This is a genomic window from Micromonospora sp. NPDC049204 (assembly GCF_040647935.1).
Classification (GTDB): domain Bacteria; phylum Actinomycetota; class Actinomycetes; order Mycobacteriales; family Micromonosporaceae; genus Micromonospora.
This window is the reverse complement of sequence record NZ_JBEZDC010000009.1, coordinates 41189-58151: the sequence shown is the minus strand read 5'-3', so window position 1 is coordinate 58151 and position 16963 is coordinate 41189. Positions and strand designations below refer to the sequence as shown.

17 protein-coding genes are annotated in these 16963 nt (G+C 71.9%); 10 read left to right on the top strand and 7 right to left on the bottom strand.

Features of this window, described 5'->3' with window-relative positions; genetic code table 11:
- Positions 1-61 precede the first annotated feature (61 nt).
- Complete coding sequence (locus tag AB0A90_RS18555; RefSeq protein ID WP_357248948.1) at positions 62-1807, top strand: DEAD/DEAH box helicase; 1746 nt, start codon at positions 62-64, stop codon at positions 1805-1807.
- 48 nt (positions 1808-1855) lie between these two features.
- Here the strand turns inward: AB0A90_RS18555 and AB0A90_RS18550 are convergent, their stop codons facing one another.
- Both AB0A90_RS18550 and lon read right to left on the bottom strand, forming a co-directional pair.
- The gene (locus tag AB0A90_RS18550) at positions 1856-2260 is read right to left on the bottom strand and encodes a DoxX family protein (RefSeq protein ID WP_357248946.1); all 405 of its coding nucleotides are present in this window, start codon (positions 2258-2260) and stop codon (positions 1856-1858) included.
- A gap of 135 nt (positions 2261-2395) precedes the next feature.
- Complete coding sequence (gene lon / locus AB0A90_RS18545) at positions 2396-4726, bottom strand: endopeptidase La (protein ID WP_357248943.1); 2331 nt, start codon at positions 4724-4726, stop codon at positions 2396-2398.
- A 196-nt stretch (positions 4727-4922) separates the two neighbouring features.
- Here lon and AB0A90_RS18540 point away from each other — a divergent pair, with 196 nt between their 5' ends.
- Entirely contained in the window at positions 4923-5528 is a 606-nt protein-coding gene (locus AB0A90_RS18540; protein WP_357248940.1) for a response regulator transcription factor, read from the top strand.
- A 141-nt stretch (positions 5529-5669) separates the two neighbouring features.
- Complete coding sequence (locus tag AB0A90_RS18535) at positions 5670-6017, top strand: Lsr2 family protein (protein ID WP_357248937.1); 348 nt, start codon at positions 5670-5672, stop codon at positions 6015-6017.
- A gap of 127 nt (positions 6018-6144) precedes the next feature.
- Here AB0A90_RS18535 and AB0A90_RS18530 read toward each other — a convergent pair whose 3' ends face one another.
- Both AB0A90_RS18530 and AB0A90_RS18525 read right to left on the bottom strand, forming a co-directional pair.
- Positions 6145-7404, bottom strand: a complete 1260-nt coding sequence (locus AB0A90_RS18530) for a hypothetical protein (RefSeq protein ID WP_357248934.1) — start codon at positions 7402-7404, stop codon at positions 6145-6147.
- A 284-nt stretch (positions 7405-7688) separates the two neighbouring features.
- Positions 7689-8570: a hypothetical protein gene (locus tag AB0A90_RS18525; protein WP_357248931.1), complete on the bottom strand. Its 882-nt coding sequence runs from the start codon at positions 8568-8570 to the stop codon at positions 7689-7691.
- Positions 8571-8732: 162 nt separating this feature from the next.
- Between AB0A90_RS18525 and AB0A90_RS18520 the strand changes: the two genes are divergently transcribed.
- The 5 genes from AB0A90_RS18520 to AB0A90_RS18500 all read left to right on the top strand — a co-directional run bounded on the left by AB0A90_RS18520 (position 8733) and on the right by AB0A90_RS18500 (position 11665).
- On the top strand, positions 8733-8924 hold the full coding sequence (locus AB0A90_RS18520) for a hypothetical protein (protein ID WP_357248928.1): 192 nt from the start codon (positions 8733-8735) through the stop codon (positions 8922-8924).
- Complete coding sequence (locus AB0A90_RS18515) at positions 8921-9235, top strand: Asp23/Gls24 family envelope stress response protein (protein WP_357248925.1); 315 nt, start codon at positions 8921-8923, stop codon at positions 9233-9235. The genes AB0A90_RS18520 and AB0A90_RS18515 overlap by 4 nt, the downstream gene beginning before the upstream one ends.
- Position 9236: 1 nt before the next feature.
- Positions 9237-9758, top strand: a complete 522-nt coding sequence (locus AB0A90_RS18510; protein WP_357248922.1) for a DUF6286 domain-containing protein — start codon at positions 9237-9239, stop codon at positions 9756-9758.
- Complete coding sequence (locus tag AB0A90_RS18505) at positions 9755-10315, top strand: hypothetical protein (RefSeq protein WP_357248919.1); 561 nt, start codon at positions 9755-9757, stop codon at positions 10313-10315. Before AB0A90_RS18510 ends, AB0A90_RS18505 begins: the two co-directional genes overlap by 4 nt.
- Positions 10316-10561: 246 nt before the next feature.
- Entirely contained in the window at positions 10562-11665 is a 1104-nt protein-coding gene (locus AB0A90_RS18500) for a DUF4037 domain-containing protein (RefSeq protein ID WP_357248916.1), read from the top strand.
- A gap of 106 nt (positions 11666-11771) precedes the next feature.
- Here the strand turns inward: AB0A90_RS18500 and AB0A90_RS18495 are convergent, their stop codons facing one another.
- Positions 11772-12695 carry a TerC/Alx family metal homeostasis membrane protein gene (locus AB0A90_RS18495; protein ID WP_357249654.1) on the bottom strand — a complete coding sequence of 308 codons (924 nt, stop codon included), beginning with the start codon at positions 12693-12695 and terminating at the stop codon, positions 11772-11774.
- 317 nt (positions 12696-13012) lie between these two features.
- Between AB0A90_RS18495 and AB0A90_RS18490 the strand changes: the two genes are divergently transcribed.
- A complete protein-coding gene (locus tag AB0A90_RS18490) occupies positions 13013-13405 on the top strand; it encodes an FKBP-type peptidyl-prolyl cis-trans isomerase (protein ID WP_357248913.1) in 393 nt (130 codons plus the stop codon).
- A 124-nt stretch (positions 13406-13529) separates the two neighbouring features.
- On the opposite strand, the gene AB0A90_RS18485 is transcribed toward AB0A90_RS18490, so the two are convergent.
- The gene (locus tag AB0A90_RS18485) at positions 13530-13916 is read right to left on the bottom strand and encodes an STAS domain-containing protein (RefSeq protein WP_357248910.1); all 387 of its coding nucleotides are present in this window, start codon (positions 13914-13916) and stop codon (positions 13530-13532) included.
- A gap of 155 nt (positions 13917-14071) precedes the next feature.
- Between AB0A90_RS18485 and AB0A90_RS18480 the strand changes: the two genes are divergently transcribed.
- On the top strand, positions 14072-15088 hold the full coding sequence (locus AB0A90_RS18480; RefSeq protein ID WP_357248907.1) for an SMP-30/gluconolactonase/LRE family protein: 1017 nt from the start codon (positions 14072-14074) through the stop codon (positions 15086-15088).
- A 57-nt stretch (positions 15089-15145) separates the two neighbouring features.
- Here AB0A90_RS18480 and AB0A90_RS18475 read toward each other — a convergent pair whose 3' ends face one another.
- Positions 15146-16414 carry an Ig-like domain-containing protein gene (locus AB0A90_RS18475; protein ID WP_357248904.1) on the bottom strand — a complete coding sequence of 423 codons (1269 nt, stop codon included), beginning with the start codon at positions 16412-16414 and terminating at the stop codon, positions 15146-15148.
- Positions 16415-16963 lie beyond the last annotated feature (549 nt).

Sequence of the window (16963 nt, the reverse complement as noted above, 5' to 3'; positions counted from 1 at the left end):
CGATCGCGCTCTTGTGGCGGTCGGCGCAGCGGCCTGGACGGCGTAATGAAAGGCTTGGCCCATGAGTTCCGCACCTGCACAGCACGACGCACCGATCGACGCACCGATTGACGCCACCCCCGACGGCACCGACGAGGTGAGCGCCTTCACCGACCTCGGGCTACGCGCCGAACTGCTGGGCGCGCTCGCCGCCCTCGGGTACGAGGAGCCGACCCCCATCCAGCGGGAGGCGATCCCGCCACTGCTGGAAGGCCGGGACCTGCTGGGTCAGGCGGCCACCGGCACCGGCAAGACGGCGGCGTTCGCGCTGCCGCTGCTGAACCTCATGACGCCCCACCGCCGCGACGGCGACCCGGTGGCGCTGGTGCTGGTGCCGACCCGGGAGCTGGCGGTGCAGGTCTCCGAGGCGTTCCACCGATACGGCAAGGACCTGGGTGCGCGGGTGCTGCCGATCTACGGTGGGCAGCCGATCGGGCGGCAGTTGCGGGCCCTGGACAGCGGCGTCGACGTGGTCGTGGCCACCCCGGGTCGGGCCCTCGACCACATCGCCCGGGGCACCCTGCGCCTGGGCGGGCTCGCCACGGTGGTGCTCGACGAGGCCGACGAGATGCTCGACATGGGCTTCGCCGAGGACATCGAGGCGATCCTGGAGCACGCTCCGGCGCAGCGTCAGACGGTGCTCTTCTCGGCCACCATGCCGTCGCGCATCGACGGGATGGCCCGCCAGCACCTGCGCGAGCCGGTCCGGATCGAGATCGGCCGGGAGCAGACGGTCGCCGGTGAGGCGCCCCGGGTGCGACAGAGCGCCTACATCGTGACGCGGGCACACAAGCCGGCCGCGCTGGGCCGGGTGCTGGACGTGGAGTCCCCCACCGCGGCGATCGTGTTCTGCCGCAGCCGCGAGGAGGTCGACCGGCTGACCGAGACGATGAACGGTCGGGGTTACCGCTCCGAGGCGCTGCACGGCGGGATGAGCCAGGAGCAGCGCGACCGGGTGATGGGCCGCCTGCGGGCGGGCACCGCCGACCTGCTGGTGGCCACCGACGTGGCGGCCCGTGGGCTGGACGTCGAGCAGCTCACCCACGTGGTCAACTACGACGTGCCGTCCGCCCCCGAGTCGTACGTGCACCGGATCGGTCGGGTGGGCCGGGCCGGCCGCGAGGGCGTGGCGATCACTCTCGCCGAGCCGCGTGAGCACCGGATGCTCAAGACCATCGAGCGGGTGACCGGTCAGCGGATCACCATCGACAAGATCCCCACCGTGGCCGACATGCGGACCCGGCGGTTGGAGATGACCCAGGCGGCGCTGCGGGAGAGTCTGCTGGAGGACGACCTCGACGGGTACCGGGTGATCGTGGAGACGCTCACCGACGAGTTCGACCTGATGGAGGTCGCCCTCGCCGCCGTGAAGCTGGCCCACGAGGTGACGTCGCCGGGCTCCGACGACGAGGTGGAGATCCCGCAGGTGCCGGTGCGCGGTCCGCGCGAGGGTCGACCGGAGAGCGGCGGCCGGGGCGGCGACCGGCGGGGCGGGGGCCGGCCGCGCTCGGGCGGCGGCAACACCGTCCAGGTCTTCGTCGGCCTGGGCCGGCGGGCCGGGGTGCGCCCGCAGGATCTGGTGGGCGCAATCACCGGGGAGACCGGGATCCGTGGCCGGGACATCGGCTCGATCGAGATCGCCGACCGGTTCTCGTTGGTGGAGGTGCCGCAGGGGGTGGCCGACGAGGTGATCTCCGGGCTGCGGCAGAGCACGATCAAGGGCCGCAAGGCCACGGTGCGCCGCGACCGCGGGGGCGACGAGCGCTGAGCACGCCGCCGGCGACCGCCGGAGTACGACGGTCGCCGGCGCTGCGGTTCAGAGGGAGTACGGGCCGAACCGTCCCCAGGCGACCACCGCGGCGAGGATGAGCAGCACGGCGCACACGATCGCGCCCTGAACCTCCCTGCGACGCTCGGCCGCCGTGTCGTACGTCTTCCGGTCGCGCAGGTGCACCAGGATGCCGCCGGCCATGACGATGACCAGCCCGACGGCGGCCAGCGGGGTGAGCACGGTGGCGATGCCGGTGAGCGGGGGCAGCACCAGCCCGAGGGCCGCCAGCACCTCGACCGCGCCCAGCGCCTTCACCTGGGTCGGCGGCACCGGGTCCACCCAGCCCATCCGGTCGCGCAGCTTCTCTTTGGGCTGGGTCAGCTTGGCCAGGCCGGCGCCGAGGAAGACGACAGCGAGCAGGATCTGGATGATCCCGAGCACCAGGTTCACGGGGGTTACCTCCGGGGGCACCGCCTCGCGGCGGAGAGGTGGTTGAGGGTTCAGCCGAGACAGTAGACCTGTTCCGCGTACGCCAAGGACCCCCGCCGTCTGCGCTGACGGCGGGGGTCCTTGGTGGTCGGAGCGTCAGACCTTGAAGAGCGCCGGCCCGTCAAGCGTCGTGACGTCGGCCGGGCGCAGCGCCAGGGCGAGCACGTCGGCCACGTCGGCCAGGGTGTGCACGGTCAGCGCCTCGCGCACCTCGGCCGGCAGGTCGTCCAGGTCGGGCTCGTTACGCGCCGGGATGATCACCTCGGTGAGACCGGCCCGGTGCGCGGCGAGCAGCTTCTGCTTCACCCCGCCGATCGGCAGCACCCGACCGGAGAGCGTCACCTCGCCGGTCATCCCGAACTCGGGGCGGACCGGCCGGCCGGTGACCAGCGACGCCAGGGCCGTGACCATGGTGATGCCGGCGCTCGGGCCGTCCTTGGGCACCGCGCCCGCCGGGAAGTGGACGTGGATCCGGCGTCCGGCCAGGACGTTCGGGTCGATGCCGAACCGGCGCCCGTTGGAGCGCAGGTACGACAGGGCGATGTGCGCCGACTCCTTCATCACGTCGCCGAGCTGGCCGGTCAGGGTCAGCCCCGGCTCGCCCTCCATGCTCGTCGCCTCGATGAAGAGCACGTCGCCACCGGCGCCGGTGACGGCGAGGCCGGTCGCCACGCCGGGCACGGCGGTACGCTCCGCCGACTCCGGGGTGAACTTCGGCCGTCCCAGATAGGTGGCGAGGTTGTCGGTGTCGACGCGTACCGGCGTCGGGTCGGTCGCCAGCGTCACCGCCACCTTGCGCAGGATCTTGGCGAGGCCACGCTCGAGCTGCCGGACTCCGGCCTCCCGGGTGTACTCCCCCGCGATCAGCGCCAACGCCTCGTCGGCGATCTCCACCTCGTCGGCGGTCAGCCCGGCCCGCTCCCGCTGCCGGGGCAGCAGGTGGTCGCGGGCGATGGCGACCTTCTCGTCCTCGGTGTAGCCGTCCAGGGTGACCAGCTCCATCCGGTCCAGCAGCGGGCCGGGGATGGACTCCACCACGTTGGCGGTGGCCAGGAACAGCACGTCGGACAGGTCCAGGTCGACCTCCAGGTAGTGATCCCGGAAGGTGTGGTTCTGGGCGGGGTCGAGCACCTCCAGCAGGGCGGCGGCCGGGTCACCGGCGTAGCCGGCGGCCAGCTTGTCCACCTCGTCGAGGAGCACGACCGGGTTCATCGAGCCGGCCTCGCGCAGCGCGCGGACGATCCGACCGGGCAGCGCGCCGACGTAGGTGCGCCGGTGACCGCGGATCTCCGCCTCGTCGCGGACGCCGCCGAGCGACACCCGGACGAAGTTGCGCCCGAGCGCGCGTGCCACGGACTCGCCGAGGCTGGTCTTGCCGACCCCGGGAGGGCCGGCGAGGGCGAGCACCGCGCCGGAGCCGCGACCGCCGACCACACCGAGGTTGCGCTCGGCCCGCCGGTTGCGCACGGCCAGGTACTCAAGGATGCGGTCCTTCACGTCCGCCAGGCCGGCGTGGTCGGCGTCGAGCACCGCCCGGGCCGCGGCCAGGTCGGTGTTGTCCTCGGTACGCGTGCCCCACGGCATTTCGAGCACGGTGTCGAGCCAGGTGCGGATCCAGCCGGCCTCCGGGGAGGCGTCGCTGGCCCGCTCCAGCTTGCCGACCTCGCGCATCGCCGCCTCGCGGACCTTCTCCGGCAGCTCGGCGGACTCGACCCGGGAGCGGTAGTCGGCCGAGCCGTCCGGCTCGTCCTCACCCAGTTCCTTACGGATCGCGGCGAGCTGCTGGCGCAGCAGGAACTCCCGCTGGGACTTCTCCAGCCCTTCGCGGACGTCACTGTTGATCTGCTCGGTGACCTCCTGCTCGGCCAGGTAGTCCTTCACCCAGCCGACCAGCAGCTCCAGCCGGGCGGTGACGTCCGGCGCGCCGAGCAGCTCGGTCTTCTGGTCCAGGGTCAACCAGGGTGCGTAGCCGGCGGAGTCGGCCAGCTCGGACAGGTCGGTCATCCGCTCCACCGCGTCGATGACCTGCCAGGCGCCTCGCTGTTGGAGCACGGAGGTCACCAGGGCGCGGTACTCGCGGGCGAGTTCCCGGGCGCGGCCGGCGGGAGCGGGTTCGTCGAGTTCGGTCGCCTCGACCCAGAGGGCGGCGCCGGGGCCGGGCACGCCAGAGCCGATCCGGGCCCGGGACAGGCCACGGATGACGGCGGCGGGCTCACCCTCGGGCAGCCGGCCAACCTTCTCGATGGTGGCGACGACGCCGACCGGGCCGTACTCGCCGTCGATGCGCGGCACGGCCAGCAGCTGGCGATCGCCGGTCGCCCGGGCCGCGTCGATCGCGGCCTGGGTGGTCGGGTCGAGGGTCACCGGGATGACCATGCCGGGCAGCAGCACGGCGTCGGTCAGGGGAAGTACCGGAAGAGTTGCCATCGAACACCTGCTATCGCGTTGAGTTGAGCGTGTCTCACTCAAGTAACAAAGCGTTCCCCTTGTTCCGGACTGTGACCCAGACCACTCCAGGGAGGGTTCCACCCGACTTCCCTCGTTCGGTGCGTACCCGCATGATCGGTACCCGCTGGGGAACGGCGCAGACATGCCGGGAGCAGCCACCCTTCGACTCGTCGTCGTGGACGATCACGCCCTCTTCGTCCGCGGGCTGGAGTTACTGCTTCCGATCACCACCGACGGCCGGGCCGAGGTGGTCGCGTCGACCGGCGACGCCGCCGCCGCGGCAGCGCTGACCAGCCGCTGCCGGCCCGACCTGGTCCTGGTCGACCTGCACATGCCGGCACCCGGCGGGATCCGGGCGGTGGCCGCGATCAGGCGGACCACCCCACGGGTACGGGTGGTCGCGATGTCCGGTTCCGTCGACACCGCTCCGGCGGTGGAGGCGCTGCGGGCCGGCGCCGAGGGGTTCCTGCCGAAGACCAGCGAACCGGAGGAACTGCTGCCCCCGCTGCTGGCCATCCTCGATGGCTGGGCGGTGCTCCCCGCCGAGTTGCTCCGTGCCATGCTGCGCCCCGCACACGCCACGTCCGTCGACCTGGACGGCGAGGAACGGCGACTGCTGCGCGCGATCGCCGCCGGCCGTACGACAGTCGACATCGCCGAGGAACTGCACGTCTCGGAACGGACGGTGAAACGGATGACCGCCGCGTTGCTGCGCAGGCTGCGGGTGTCGAACCGGGCCGAGGCGGCCGCCGTGGCCGGGCACACCGGCCTGCTCGATTGAGGGTTCCGTCATCGCACCGATTCACGGTTTTTTTCGGTACGGGAATCACGACGCGCCGAATGGGACGCATATTGTTGCGGATTACCGGGGTGATAGGTCAGACTTTGGACACATCCCGCCGGACACAGGGAGTAATCGGCAATGGCGAGAAAAGTAATCACGGTCCTGACCGACGACCTCGACGGCGGCAAGGCCGACCGGACGGTCGAGTTCAGTCTCGACGGAGTGGCCTACACGATCGACGTCTCGGACGAAAATGCCGGCGTCTTGCGCAAGTCGCTGGATCCGTACATCAATGCGGGTCGGCGGATCGGGCGCGGCCCGGTGGAGAGCACCCGATCGATCCGGAGGCCCGGACGACCCGTCGGTGCCGGAATGGATCGGGAGCAGAACCGGGCCATCCGGGAATGGGCCGTCAAGAACGGCTACAAAATTTCCGAGCGGGGTCGGATCCCGGTTGAGGTCGTCGAGGCGTACAAGGCGCGCTGACACGTACGTTGCCGACGGGGTCCCGCTGTGACGGCGGGACCCCGTCGGATTGTTCCGGCACGACACGACGGTGGCCGGTCACCCAGGGTCATCGCCCGGGTGACCGGCCACCGCCGGTCGTGCTGGGTCAGTTGACGGTGATCCGTACCGAGTCGAAGGCGGGGGTCTGGTTGGCCCGCTCCATCATCGGCAGGCGGTGCGAGCCGTCACCGGCCCAGACGGAGCACTGCGCGGTACCCGACTCCGGCAGGCCCGGAATCTGGATGGTCACCTCGTCGGGCTGGGCACCACCGCGGCCGTCCTCGGTCGCGACGAAGAACGCGGGCACCTCCTGCGGCTCCGGCGGGGCGGTCAGACTGTCCAGCATCCGGCAGGCGGTGTGGAAGTGACCCCGGACCAGGCCCTGGGCGTTGAGCAGCGAGCTCTCCACGTAGTAGCCACCCTGACCGGCGGCCAGGAAGCGGTCCCGGATCAGGTTGCGGGTGCTGACCCGCAGGGTGAAGGCCTGGTTCTGGCCGACCTGCTGGGGGAACTGGGTGATCAGCAGGGACGGGTTGTTGGCGGCGGCGCCGACCTCACCGAACTCGGTGCTCACGCAGCGGTTGCCGATCTGGAAACCGTCGTGCGGCTGGAGCCGGCTCTCGTCGCAGTCGTTGGCCAGCACGCCGAGCCCGGCGCCGGGGGCGTTGCCACCGTTGTTGCCGCCACCATTGTTGCCGCCACCGTTGTTGCCGCCACCGGGAGTGGTGGTGGGCGTGCTGCCGCCGCCGTTGTTGCCGGTCGGCTGCACCTGACAGTCGGCGAGCTGCGCGAGGCCCTGCGGCCGAGGTCCGACCCGGTCGATCGCGGTCGTGATCCGGTCCAGCACCGCGCGCCGCTTGCCGGCCAGCGGCTGGAGGATGGCGTTGCGGATGAACGCCTCACCCTTGTTGCCCTCGGCGGCCAGCCGGCGGTCCGCCTCGGCGATCTGGGCCTGCAACTGGGCGAGACCGCGATCCACCTCGGCCCGCGCCTGGGCCGGCACCTGCGGCAACTTCGCCGTCACATCCGGACACGCGATGGCCGTGCCGGTGCCCACCGTGCCGTCCTTGCCGTCCTCGCACTCGGGGACCGACTGCTGTCCGTCACCCCAGTGGTTACGCACCCACCGGCCGTTCTGCCAGGTCCGGCTGGTCGAGGCGCCGCCAGCCGGCGCGGTCGAACCCGGGCTCGGCTCCACGCACTGTCCGGCAGCCGGACGCGGCTTATTTGTCCGCCGGTCCTGGGCCGACGAAATCTGGGTCACGGCGACGACTCCGCCGAAGACCACGAGCGTGCCGACAACGGCCAGCAGACGCTTGCTCCGCGCGTTGCCGGATGGCCGGCTCGCCCGTGTGGACCTGCGCATCGAATTGCTCTCCTTCTCGATCCGGTAGTGGATTCCTGCCCTCGGCGGACCGACGGATGTGAGAGGGCACGCCACGGCGGTGAGCACCGTGACCTACCCGGGTAATGCGTCGATGGCCGACGATGCCCTTTCCGCACCGTCTCCCGCGCCCGGCGGACGCGGATGGGGAGATCCTGTTCATTCGCGCAGGAGTACGGGACGGCGACCGGGAAGGTTCAACCGTCGCGCAGGAAATTGCCGGGGCCGGATCCGGAGCCGGTGTCAGCAGGAAGAACGGGCGCCGGTCAGTCGGCGCAGAGGTGGTCGAAGGCGAACCCGCCGACCAGTTCGTCACGGCGGCGGCTCAGCGCGACAATCTGCGCGGTCAACTCGGCGCGGGGCAACAGGTCAGTGCCGGCGTTCGTGCGCAGCCGCTCCCCCACCGCGACGGTGGCGAGATCCTCGGCCAGTTGGGCCGCGTTGATGCCGCAGGAGAAGCGGTGCTCGGTCACCGAGACCCGCTCGACGAGGCACGCGTCGGGGCGGACCTGCACCCAACTCCACCCCTGTGCCGTCCCGTCGGCCCACCGCACGTGCAGTCCTCGCACGATCGGGTCGGCAACCCGTCCCGCCACGTACGCGTCGACCACCGCCGCGCGGCTCAGCGCGCCGAGGTCGTTGACCGGCCCGGTACGGCCGTCCGGTAACCGACCGAGGATGTCCCGGAAGCTCACCGGGGCCGGGTCGTCCCCATCGACGGTCGCCCCGGCGCCGCCCGCCACGTAGGCGCGTGCGTCGATCACGTACTCCACGAGGCGCCGGCCGTGCTCGCCGGCCCGCAACGTGGGCGACCCGATCCGCAGCACGGGCAGGCCGGCGGCCGCGCTCACCGCGTCGGTGAGTCGCTCGACGCGCTGCTGCGCCGAGCCGGCGGAGGCGACCGGCCCCATCTGCACGGCGACGATCGCCCGGCCGGTGTCGGCGGCGCAGATTACGAGGTCGAAGCTGGCACGGCTGGCCGAACTCCACTGACTGCCGGTGACCCCGGGCGGGCGACCCTGGACCAGATCGCTGAGCCGAAGTGCCGGGTGGACCCGGTGGCCGGCGCGACCGAACAGCGGCTCGCGTCCGCCGTCGGCGGGCAGCGCCCGCAGCCAAGCGCGGTCGTCGCTGCCGATGCTCGTCATCTGCCTGATCCATCCGCCGGTCGGTCGAGCCGGGCCGAGTCTAGGTGCTCGATCATGGGACTCCGAGTCGGGCTGTGACCTGAATCACAGACGACCGACGTTCCAGGGACGCCCGACGGGTGTATCCAGCCACCGCCGGTACCGGACCGGCCGGAGGTGAGCATGTCGCGACAGCAGTTCGGCTTCCTCGCCGGGTTTCTCGCCGTGGCGGTCTGGGCACTCGCCGGCATCGGCGTGGCCGCCCTCGCCGTGCTCGCGGGCCTGCTCGGCTGGCTGGTGGTCCGGGTGCTCGACGGTGACCTCACGGTGACCGGCCTCGGCGACCGCCACCCGCACCCGCGGCGCCGCCGATGACCACCCACCCCGCCGACGCGGCCGAGGTCGCGCGGATCGCGGTCCAGACGGCCGGCCACGTGCCGGGCGTGTCCGTCGTCCGCCCGGCGGCGGTCCGCCTCGACGACCGGTCCGTCGGCCTCGACCTACACCTGATCACCTGGTACGGGCACAGCGTGCCCGCCATCGCCGAGACGGTCCGGGCGGTGGTCGCCGACCGGGTGGCCGCCAGCACCGGGCTCCGCGTGGCGGTGGTGACAGTCACCGTGGACGACCTGCTCGTCCCGGGCGTCGACGTCTCCGCCGCCCCCGCGACCGCCGAGGGCGGCTGAGATGCGCAGCGTCAACCGGATCGCCTCGCTGCTGCTGGCCACCGCCCTGCTCGTCGGCGGGACGCTGGTGGCCGTCCAGGCACTGCTCCTCGCCCTGCACCGGCCGGCGCCACTGGACCCCACGGGCTGGCTCGACGCCCTGAGCGGCACCCGCTGGCGCGACCCGGTCGTCCAGGCGGTGGCCGGCGGCGCCGTACTGCTGGGCCTGGCCATCCTGGTCGCCCAACTGCGCCCCTGGACGCCCGTGCGGTTGCGCACCGACGACCGCGACGGCTGGCACCTGCACCGGCGCAGCGTGGAGCGGCGGCTGGCCGACGCCGCCAGCGCGGTGCCGGGCGTACGCCGCGCCCGGGTCCGGGTCCGACGGCGCGGCGGCCAGTGGCGCCCCCGGGTGCGCGCGACAGGCGACCCGGCCGCCCGGGCGGAGATCGAGTACGCGGTGCACCAGGAGTTGCACCGGCTCACGGCGCCCCGCTCCGGCCACATCGACGTCCGGCTCCAACCCCGCCGGCGCCCGGCATGACCAACGCCGGACACCGCCTGCTGTGGACAGTCGTCGCGCTGCTGTTGGTGGGAGGCGGCGCGGTGACGCTGGCGGCCGGCCACGGCAGCCTGCCCGGCGCCGATCCACAGGCGGTGGTGCTCAGCGTCGGGCTGCTGGAACGGTGGCGGATGGCCACACCGTGGAGCACCCTGGCGGCGGCGGTCGGCGGGGCGCTGGTCGCCCTGGCCGGGCAACGCCTGCTGGCCCGGGAGGTGCGACGACCCGCCGGTACGCTGCGCGGCACCCTGAGCCACCCCGGGCGACGACCGGGCCGGACCCGGCTGGCCGCCGACGTCCTCACCGACGCGCTGGTCCGCGACCTGACCGGCAACCCCGGGGTACGCCGGGCCCGCGTGGTGCTCACCGGCGAGCCGCCGCACCCCGACGTGTGGATCCGGGTGGACCTGACCGCCGACGCGACGACCGCGGGTGTCCGCGAGCACGTCCGCGCCGCCGTCCGCCGGTTCGCGGCGACGACCGACTGCCAGCCGGCGCACCTCGACGTGACCGCCCACATCGAACCGGGCCGGCCCTGACCGACGCCCAGCCGGCCCGGCGCCGAACCGGGCCGACCTGTCGATCGCCGCGATCCGCGAAGACCGCATCCTCGACGGGGCCCACGCCACCGGCGGCGATGTTCGCCGCCTGGCCGACCTGTTCGGCCTGAGCATCCAAGTTGGCACCCGCTACACCGGCGTCGTGGCCACCCGGCCCTCACCGACGATCGGGCTTGCCCCGAAACAGCGGAAATCCGTCGCCGACGATCGGTCCGCGCTGCGAGGATGCCGAGCGTGTCCGTGAACTTCATCTCCGGCGTCGAGCTGTCCCGGCGGCTCTACGCCGACGCGGTCCAGCCCTTGCTGTCTCGGCACCTCCCCGACGTCACCCACAGCGCGGCGTTGATCGGCGCCGGATCCGAGGTCCTCGGGTTCGACACACAGCGCTCGACCGACCACGACTGGGGTCCGCGGCTGCACCTGTTCCTCACCGCCGAGAATCTTGCCCGCCACGGCACCGGAATCGACAACCTGCTCAGCGAACGGCTGCCCGCCACGATCGCCGGCTATCCCACCAGCCTGGTCCCCACCGACCACGGCACCCGCCACCTGCGGCACACGACCGGACGCGCCCAGCACGGCGTCGTGATCGCCGAACTCGGCGACTGGCTGACCGGTCACCTCGGATTCAATCCGCTGAACGGCATCACAACCCGAGACTGGCTGGCCACCCCGACCCAGACCCTGGCAGAGGCCACCACCGGCGCCGTGTACCACGACGGAATCGGTGTCCTGCACACGGCGCGGCGAGCGCTGGCCTGGTATCCCGACGACGTGTGGCGCTACGTGCTCGCCTGTCAATGGCAGCGCATCAGCCAGGAGGAAGCATTCGTCGGCCGCTGCGGCGAGGTCGGTGACGAACTCGGCTCGGCGGTCGTGGCCGCCCGCCTGGTCCGCGACCTCATGCGGCTGCGCCTGCTGATCGGCAAGACCTACCCGCCCTACAGCAAATGGCTCGGCACCGCCTTGACCCGCCTGCCCGACACCGACCAACTCGCCGCCACACTGGCCGCCGCGCTGGCCGCCGACAACTGGCGTGACCGCGAGCACCATCTCGTGACCGCCTACGAGGCCACCGCGGCCCAGCACAACGACCTCGACCTGACCGCGCCAGTCGACCCGCGCGCCCGGCTCTATCACGACCGGCCCTTCCGCGTCCTGCACGCGGAACGCTTCACCAAGGCGCTGATCCGCGCCATAACCGACCCCGCCCTGCGAGCACTGCCGGTGACCGGAGCCATCGACCAGTTCGTCGACAACACCGACGCACTCGGCCACCACACCCGCAGCCGTGCGCTTACCGCCGCCCTCTACCCGCTCGACCAGTAGCGAACACGCACCGTTTGCCGACAAGCAGGAGCTTCAGTAATTCCGAATCCGAGAGCTCTCGACCGGTAGTGGTCGGCTGAGGCGGGCGGTCCGGCGGGTCAGCGGATCAGCGGTCGACGCCGGGTCGGCGCGCGGCCACGACGCTGGCCCCGATGGAGATCGCCAGGGTCGCCACCACCACCGCGAGTGTCGACCAGACCGGCAGCTTGCCCACCGGCGTCTCGGCGAGGATGAGCTTCAGCCCCGCGAAAGCGAGCAGCAGCGCGAGCCCGTACCGCAGGTAGCCGAACTGGCGTAGCAGGCCGGCGAGGCAGAAGTAGAGGCTGCGCAGTCCCAGTACGGCGAAGGCGGTCGCCGTCCACACCAGGAACGTGTTCGTGGTGATGGCGAGGATCGCCGCCACCGAGTCGATGGCGAAGACCACGTCGGTGGCCTCGATGGCGACGAGCGCCACCAGAAGCAACGTCGCGACCCGCCGGCCGGCGACCCGAGCGGTGAACCTGTCGTCGTGGTAGCGGGCGTCGGTGGGCACCAGCCGTCGGAAGAGTCGGACCACGACGTTGCGGTCCGGGTCGACGTCCGGTTTACCGCGGACGGCCAGCCGCCAGCCGGTCCAGATCAGGAAGGCGCCCAGCACGAACCCGGCCCAGGTGAGCCGGTCCAACAGTTCGGCGCCGGCGAAGATGAACAGCAGGCGGAAGACGAGCGCCCCGACGACACCCCAGAACAGCACCTTGTGCTGAAAACCCGGTGGCACACGGAAGTAGCCGAAGAGCAGGGCGAAGACGAACACGTTGTCCACCGAGAGCGCCTTCTCCAACAGGTAGCCGGAGAAGTACGCGATGGCCGGGTCGCCGCCGAGGCCCCACCAGAGGGCCAGCCCGAACAGCAGACCCGCGCCGATCCAGACGGCGCTCCAGAGCACCGCCTCGGGTAGCTCGATGACGTGGTTGTCCCGGTGCAGGAGCACGTCCACGGCGAGCAGCGCGGCGATCAGCGCGCTGGTCGCCGCCCAGGCCCACAGCGGCACCGTGACCGTCGCCTCAGCCACCGGTGCCCTCCGCCTCGACCACGGCCCACCCAACCCGCGGACCGCTTTCGAGCCTAAGGGTGCGCCCCCGCCCCCACCGGGGCTCCGAGGAAGTCGGTCCCGCCCGCCGATCTTGCACTTACTGCCCCGACGAAGGGCGTGAATACGGGCATACCGGCGACCGAAAGTGCAAGATCGACGCATGGTTGGGGTGGGGCTGGGGTCGGGGTGGGCGGGTCTGCCGCACATCGGTGGGGGGTGATCCGGCAGGATCGAGGTGACCGGACACATCAACCGACACGGCAGGAGATCCCCGCATGAACCAGGCAGCAGGCGCCTCATCCGGCAAGCCCGAGGTGGGTCCGATCGAGGGTGCGCCGCCGGCCGACCTCGTGATCGAGGACATCACCGTGGGTGAGGGACCGCAGGCCGAACCGGGCCAGCTCGCCAGTGTGCACTACGTCGGCGTGTCGCACTCCACCGGCGGCGAGTTCGACTCGTCCTGGAACCGGGGCGAGGCGTTCGAGTTTCCGCTCGGCGGCGGTCAGGTCATCGCCGGCTGGGACCAGGGCGTCGTCGGCATGCGCGTCGGCGGCCGCCGTCGTCTGACCATCCCGCCCCACCTGGGGTACGGCGACCGCGGCGCGGGCGGCGTCATCAAGCCGGGCGAGACGCTCGTGTTCGTCGTCGACCTGCTCGGCGTGCGCTGACCGACGCTCGGGGGGGTCGTCGGCGCGTGCCGACGGCCCCGCAGGTCGGATCGCTCGGGGGTCGTCGGCGCGCCGACGGCCCCGGGGCGGTCTCCTCGGATCGCGGGGGCCGCTCCGGGTCAGGTCAGGCGGCCAGTTGCAGGTGTTCCGGCTCGACTGTCGGGCGACGGGCGGCCTCGACGACCCGGGCCGGCTCCACGATCGGCATCACCCGGTGCAGGCCGGTGGCGCGCAGCACCCGGGCCACGACCGGGCTCGGGTCGACCAGGACCAGTGCGCCACCACACGCCCGCACCCGCAGGTGCGCGGCGAGCAGCGTGCGGACGCCGGCGGCGGAGAGCAGCCGCAGCCCGGACAGGTCCACCTGGAGCACCGGACGGGCCGGCACCGACCACAGCGCGGACCGGAAGGCGGCCACCGTGGCGATGTCGACCTCGCCGGCCACCCGCACGAGGACCATCTGGTCACTCACGCTGACCTGCACGTCCAGCCGGTCGTTCCGCTCTCCCATGCCGAGAAATCTAGCCGCACCCACCGACAGTTTCGGCCTCTGCCGGAGTGATTCCGGGTACGCCCAGGGTCTTACCCCGAGGCTCTCCCCATCCCCTCGGGGTGGAGGTCGTGTCGATCATCGGTCGGCGGCCGCCGGCGGTGGAGGATGGGCCGATGCTGGTCCCTCGTCCCCGGCCGCCCCGGTTGATCCGTCCCGTCCGTGAGCCGGCCACCACTCCCCCGCCGTTGGCCGGGGAATGGGCTCCGACGGACCAGAGGCTCGACCGGGCCGAGTTGCTGCCTCTGCCCGAGGGCGCCGTCGGCCCGGAGGACGTGCTCGTCGACGACGCCGGCCGGGTGATCAGTGGCGACGAGGACGGCCGGCTCTGGTGCTGGCCGGTCGACGCGCCGGTCGGCACCCGCCCCCGACTGCTGGCCGAGACCGGTGGCCGACCGCTCGGCATCGAGCTGGACACGTCCGGCGAGGCTCTCGTCGTCTGCGACGCGTACCGGGGGTTGCTGCGGGTGACGCCCGACGGCGCGGTCCGCGAACTGACCGGGACGGCACCCCTGGTGCACCTGGCCAACAACGCGACGGTGGCGCGCGACGGCACCATCTACTTCACCGACTCCTCCGACCGGTTCCCGGTCTCGCACTGGAAGCGGGACCTGCTGGAGCATCGCCCCAACGGTCGGGTGCTGGCCCATCATCCGGGCAGCGGCCGCACCGACGTGGTGGCCGACGGGCTGTACTTCCCCAACGGGATCGCACTGACCCCGGACGAGTCGGCGCTGATGCTCGTGGAGACCAGCACCCACCGCCTGCTCCGCGTCGACCTGGGCGGCGGCGTCCGGGTGCTCGCCGACCTGCCCGCGTACCCGGACAATCTCTCCGCCGTCGGCGACGGAACGTACTGGATCGCGTTGCCCAGCCCACGGGTGCCGATCGCCGAGCGGCTCCTGCCGCACCCGCGACTGCGTCAGATCGCCGCGTTGCTGCCCGACGCGTTGCAGCCGCAGCCGCGCCGCTACGGGCTGGTCGCGCTCGTCGACGGCGCGGGCGCGGTCCGCCGGACGCTGCACGGCCCGGCCGGGCGGTACCGGATGATCACCGGGGTACGCCAGCACGGCGGGCGCCTCTGGCTGGGCAGCCTGGTCGGGCCAGGGGTGGCCCGCGTACCGCTGGGCTGACAGGTCCGGGCCGGCCCGTCGTGGCGGCGGGCCGGCCCGGGTGTCGGCGCCGGTGTCTCAGCGACCGCTGACCGAGGGCGCCGGGGCGGGTGAACCGCCGGCCACCGCGCCCGGGTGCGCCGGAGCGACAGGTGCGGGCTTGAGACCGGGCGGCACCGGCAGGGCGCTGCCCCGGACGAACTCGTCCCAGCTCACGTTCCACGCGGTCCAGCCGTTGCCCGGCTGCAACTCCACCTCGGTGCCCTTGACGGTGATCAGGTCACCGACCTGCGTCATCCCCATCAACCAGTCGGCGGCGGTGGCGGAGACGTTCGCGCAGCCATGCGAGACGTTGGTGTTGCCCTGGTCGCCCTCCGACCAGGGCGCGGAGTGGATGAACTCACCACCCCAGGTGTAGCGCTGGGCGTCGTCGACGTCGACCACGTAGCCACCGTTCGGCTCACCCCGGGTGTCGAAGGTGGTCCGCTCATGCTTCTCCATGATCACCATCTTGCCGCTGGAGCTTGGCGTGCTCGGCTTGCCCAGGCTGACCGGGATCCGCTTGATCTGCTTGCCGTCCCGCAGCACCGTCATCTGCTTGGTGGCGTTGTCGATCTCCAGCGCGGTCTGGCGTCCGATCTTGGAGGTGGCCCTCCGCTCGGCGTCGCCGACCCGGTCCTTGCCGATCGGCAGGCCCTCGAGGCCGGCCCGGACACTGATCGTGGTCCCCGGCTTCCAGAAATCGGGCGCCCGGTAATAGACCTGACTACCGTCCTCGATCCACGACCAGGTGCCCGGCTGCGGCGGATTCGTCTTCACGAACAACCGCCGCTGGACATCTGCTCTGGCCTCTTTCGGAATTGCCGGGTCGAACGCGACGGTTACCGGCATCGCGGTGCCGTACGTCCGATTGCCCAAGAAATAGAGAGTGCTGGTGATCTGCGGTTTGGTCGATCTGGCCATGGTGGTGAACGACGTGGTGCGGGTGGTGGTCGCACCGGAGTCCCCGGTCGCGGTCACCTCGGCGGTGTACGTCCGCCGCGGTTGCAGGGGCGCCGTCGGCACCCAACCCGAGCCGTCCTCGCGCGGCTCGGCGCCGACCTGCTTGCCCTTGTCGTCGGTGAGGCGTACCCCGGTGACCCGTCCACCCGTGACCACGGTGCCCACCTCGGCGCTGACCGGGACGTCGCGGGCCTTGTCCGCCGGCGTCACGGCGAGTTCCGGGCCGGCGACGTGGTCCTTGGCCGAACCATTGGCCGGATCCCGGTCGGCGGTGCACCCACCCAGGACGAGTGGTGCGGCTGCGATGGTTACCGCCAACAGCGTCAATCGCCGCCTAGACGTCATGTTCAGTCCCCCCCGTTTCGACTTCCCTCCGCCACATTCTCACCTGCTCAGCAGGCATATCCGTCGCATTCCGAAATAATCGGCGGCGCATTTACCGACGCATTTTCCGGTGATGTTCCAGTTGGCGGATCAGGCGTTCAACCGACAGGTCTCTGGCCCTCTGCTCCGCTTGAGCCGGGCGGGTGCGGTCGTCCCGTTCGTGATCGACTCGGCGTCGGTGCAGCCGGCGCGTCGGTACGTCCCGATGCCGCGAGTTGCCTGAGCGCGAGTGGATCATGCCGGGAAGCGCGGCGATGCCGCTCGGGTCCCGGGTGGATCACGCTCGGTTCGCGGCCGGGTCGGGTCCGGTGTGATCGGGTCCGCGCACCTCGGGGCCGGACTTTTGTCGACTGGAGCGAAACTTCTGCCGAACGCGACGAAGCTTTGCCTTCGTCCGGGGGCAAGGGTAAGGTCACTTTCCAGATAGAGGGTTGCCCATTAGTCGATCAGCCTGCCGCCACCCCTGCCGGGTTGCCGTGTTCCGCCCCCGACGGGGGGCCGGGCCGCACC